General features: G+C 58.7%; 3 protein-coding genes. All 3 read left to right on the top strand.

Translation table 11 applies throughout. The features are described 5' to 3' along the window. The first annotated feature begins 35 nt into the window (after positions 1 to 35). Positions 36 to 1,592: an ABC transporter ATP-binding protein gene (locus ACHFFR_RS07445; RefSeq protein ID WP_394263636.1), complete on the top strand. Its 1,557-nt coding sequence runs from the start codon at positions 36 to 38 to the stop codon at positions 1,590 to 1,592. Then, complete coding sequence (locus ACHFFR_RS07440; protein ID WP_394263635.1) at positions 1,585 to 2,922, top strand: ABC transporter permease; 1,338 nt, start codon at positions 1,585 to 1,587, stop codon at positions 2,920 to 2,922. The genes ACHFFR_RS07445 and ACHFFR_RS07440 overlap by 8 nt, the downstream gene beginning before the upstream one ends. Then, a partial coding sequence (locus tag ACHFFR_RS07435) for an ABC transporter permease (RefSeq protein WP_394263634.1) occupies positions 2,919 to 3,871 on the top strand: 953 nt, incomplete at its 3' end. The genes ACHFFR_RS07440 and ACHFFR_RS07435, both read left to right, overlap by 4 nt.

Raw genomic sequence — 3,871 nt, 5'->3', positions numbered from 1 at the left:
CATCTCAGTATCACGGAACGCGAAAGGCAAAAAGCGTGAAACTCGAACTAAGAGGAATCACGAAGCGATTCGGAACCCTCGTAGCGAACGACCACATTGACTTGACGGTCGAGGACGGCCACATCCACGCACTCCTTGGTGAGAATGGTGCTGGCAAATCTACTCTTATGAACGTCCTTTACGGCTTGTACGATGCCGACGAGGGCGAAATTCTTCTCGATGGTAAGCCCGTCACGTTTGACGGCCCGGGCGACGCGGTCGCCGCCGGTATTGGCATGGTCCATCAGCACTTCATGCTGATCCCCGTGTTCACGGTGGCGGAGTCGATTGCTCTAGGTTACGAGCCGACGAAGGCTGCGGGACTCATCGACATTAAGAAAGCGAAGGAGATCGTCCGAGACGTCTCCGCTCGCTTTGGCTTTGATCTCGATCCAGACGCACTGATCGAAGATCTTCCCGTTGGCGCCCAGCAGCGCGTTGAGATCGTGAAGGCCCTGTCGCGCGAAGCGAAGGTCCTGATTCTCGACGAGCCGACTGCCGTGCTGACCCCCCAAGAAACTGACGAGCTCATGACCATCATGCGCCAGCTCGCGGACAACGGCACTTCAATCGTCTTTATTACGCACAAACTCCGTGAGGTCCGCGCAGTTGCGGACGACATCACGGTCATTCGCCGTGGAAAGGTCGTTGGTACGGCCGATCCGAAGAGCACCGAAGCTGAACTTGCGACGTTGATGGTTGGCCGCCCGGTGATGATGCAGGTCGAAAAGGATGCGCCTCAAACCGCGGGACTTGGTCTCTCGGTCGAAAACCTCACGGCGTTTAGTGAGGCCGGAACTCGAGTCCTTGACAACGTCTCCTTTGACGTCAACAAGGGCGAGGTTGTGGCCATCGCAGGCGTTCAGGGCAACGGCCAGACCGAACTGGCCGAGGTCATCATGGGCCTGCATGATTCTGCTGGCGGAAAGATTTCGCTCAATGGCACGAACATCACGACCCACGGCGTACGCCAGGCGATCAACGACGGCATCGGACTGATCCCCGAGGATCGCTCGACCGACGGCGTGATCGCCACATTCTCCGTCGCGGAGAATATGATTTTGGATCAGTACCGCTACGAGCCTTTCTCGAAGGGACTGGCCCTTCGCCCGAAGGTCATTCTTCAATACGCACACGACAAGGTCGAAGAGTATGACGTCCGCCTCACGCACGTGACGGATCCGATCTCGACCCTGTCCGGCGGCAACCAGCAAAAGGTTGTTGTGGCCCGCGAACTTTCTCGCGATCTCGAGCTTCTCATTGCGAACCAGCCGACCCGCGGCGTCGACGTGGGATCCATCGAGTTCATTCACAAGCGGATTATCGAAGTTCGCGACTCGGGCACGCCAGTCCTGCTGGTGTCGTCTGAGCTCGATGAGGTTGTTGGCCTCGCCGATCGGATCGTGGTCATGTACCGCGGCCGAGTGATCGGCACTGTCCCTGCAGATACTCCGCGAAGCGCACTCGGCCTAATGATGGCTGGCGTTCCGCAGGAGGAGGCTCTTGCCGCAAATGATGAGGCTCCCGCACAGGAGGTCGGCGCCCATGAGTAATCAAACAACAACGACCAAGGCTGGCTTTGGTAGCTGGGTCAAGGGCATCGTATACACCGGACTTCGATCGGGCTGGCTCGTATCGATTCTCGCGGTGATTATCGCCTTCGCGATCGGCGCATTGCTGATTGCGATGACGGGCGCTTCGGTGACCGAGGCGTACTACAACATGTTCCGCGGAGCGATCTTCAATCCGGCTGGGCGAGATTTCGCCTACCAGATCAAGCCGCTCACTGACTCGTTCTTCTACGCCATCCCGCTCATTTTGGGTGGTCTTGGACTCGCGTTCGGTTTCCGAGCCGGACTGTTCAACATTGGTGGCGCGGGCCAGCTCGTGTTCGGTGCGTTGGCAGCGGCATGGGTTGGCTTCAACTACGATTTCCCGCCGGTCATCCACACGCTGCTGGCCGTGCTTGCCGGTATCGTGGCGGGCGCGCTCTACGCGTCCATCGCGGGTATCTTGAAGGCGCGAACCGGCGCTAACGAGGTCATCGTGACGATCATGTTGAACTCGATTTCGGCGTTGGCGCTGAGCTACATTCTGCTTCAGCCTTCGTGGCAGGTGCCGGGAACGAACTTCCCGAAGACCCCGAATGTCGCCGATAGCGCCGCAATGACGCCGCTCCTGAACGCTCCGTTTAAGATCCATGCGGGCATCATCGTCGCAATTCTCGCGACGATCGTGTTCTGGTGGATCCTCGAGCGTTCGACGTTCGGCTTCGAGGTGCGTGCGGTGGGTGCGAATCCCGACGCCGCCCGCACGGCTGGTATTTCCGTCGGCAAGGTGACTGTCTTGACGATGGTTGTCTCCGGTTCGTTCCTTGGATTGGCCGGCGCTAACGAGGCGCTCGGCACGATCGGTTACGTGTCCGGAAATGTTGCGGGCAACGTCGGCTTCGACGCCATTACCGTGGCGCTCCTTGGCCGAAACAAGCCGATCGGAACGTTCTTCGCCGGACTCCTGTTCGGAGCGTTCAAGGCTGGTGGCTACATCATGCAAAACGCCGGCGTCCCGATCGACATGATCCTGATTTTGCAGTCGACGATCGTTCTTCTTATCGCGGCTCCGGCGCTCGTGCGCTGGATCTTCCGCCTGCCGAAGTACAACGACATCTCGCTGCGTCAGTACATCACGCTGTCTGAGCGCGGCATGGAGATCAACCAGGCTAACGCTAACGCGCTCCTGGAAGAGCAGGCCGTGAACCCGGAGGTTGCTCCGGAGGACGAAAACGTTCCGGTCCGCGATGAAAGCCGTATCCGCCTAGGTGAAAAGACGGTGGATGAAGACGCCGTCGACGATATGACCAACGAAGGAGGGGAGCAGCGATGAGCGTAGATATGCAGACTCAAAATGCTCCACAGATGGTGGAGACGAAGCAGGTCGAAAAGCGCCTGTCATGGAAGATCCCAATCACGTTCCTGCTGGCAACGATCCTCCTGTTGTTCTTTGCCGTCGCGGTTGAGGGCGATACGAGGCTCCGCCTCAACGACCGCAACCAGACGATCAACATCGAGGACATCACGGTTAACGCGTCGGGCATCCTGTGGGTTTTCGCAATTATCGCAGCGATCGGAACCGCGTGGTCGGTCTTCTCCACCCTCTCGCGCGGCAAGTACGGCCGCGCCGGCAAGGCGATCGACATCGTCATGATGGTGCTCGTCGGCCTGCTGACCGTGTTCGCGTTCCTCATCTTCGCAGGTGCAGGATCATCGGGTGCTGTCACCGTGACCTCGACCCTCGTGTCCACGGTCGCCATTTCCACCCCGCTAATCTTCGGTTCGCTCTCGGGCGTCGTGTCGGAGCGCGTGGGCGTTATTAACATCAACATCGAAGGTCAGCTCCTTGCGGGTGCCTTCGCCGGTGTGATGGCCGCCTCGTACTTCCAGAACGCCTACGTTGGCCTGCTGTTCGCCCCGCTCGCGGGTGCGTTCCTCGGCTCGCTGCTCGCACTGTTCTCGGTGCGCTACGGCGTGGACCAGATCATCGTCGGTGTTGTGCTCAACGTGCTGGCACTTGGTTTGACGACGTTCTTCTTCGGAACACTCATGACCGAAAACCAGTCGTTGCTCAACACGAACCGCTACTCGTTGAAATCAATAAAGATTCCGGGCTTGTCTGAAATTCCAGTCATTGGCCCCATGCTCTTTAACCAGTCAATTTTGGTCTACATCATGTACGCCGCCGTTGTGTTGCTGTCAATCTTCATATTCCGCTCGCGTTGGGGCCTTCGTCTTCGCGCCTGTGGTGAGCATCCGAAGGCCGCCGATACGGTGGGCAT

It is taken from the genome of Trueperella sp., assembly GCF_043424875.1.
GTDB lineage: Bacteria > Actinomycetota > Actinomycetes > Actinomycetales > Actinomycetaceae > Trueperella.
The sequence above is the reverse complement of the archived record's forward strand: the minus strand, read 5'-3'. Positions and strand labels throughout refer to the sequence as shown.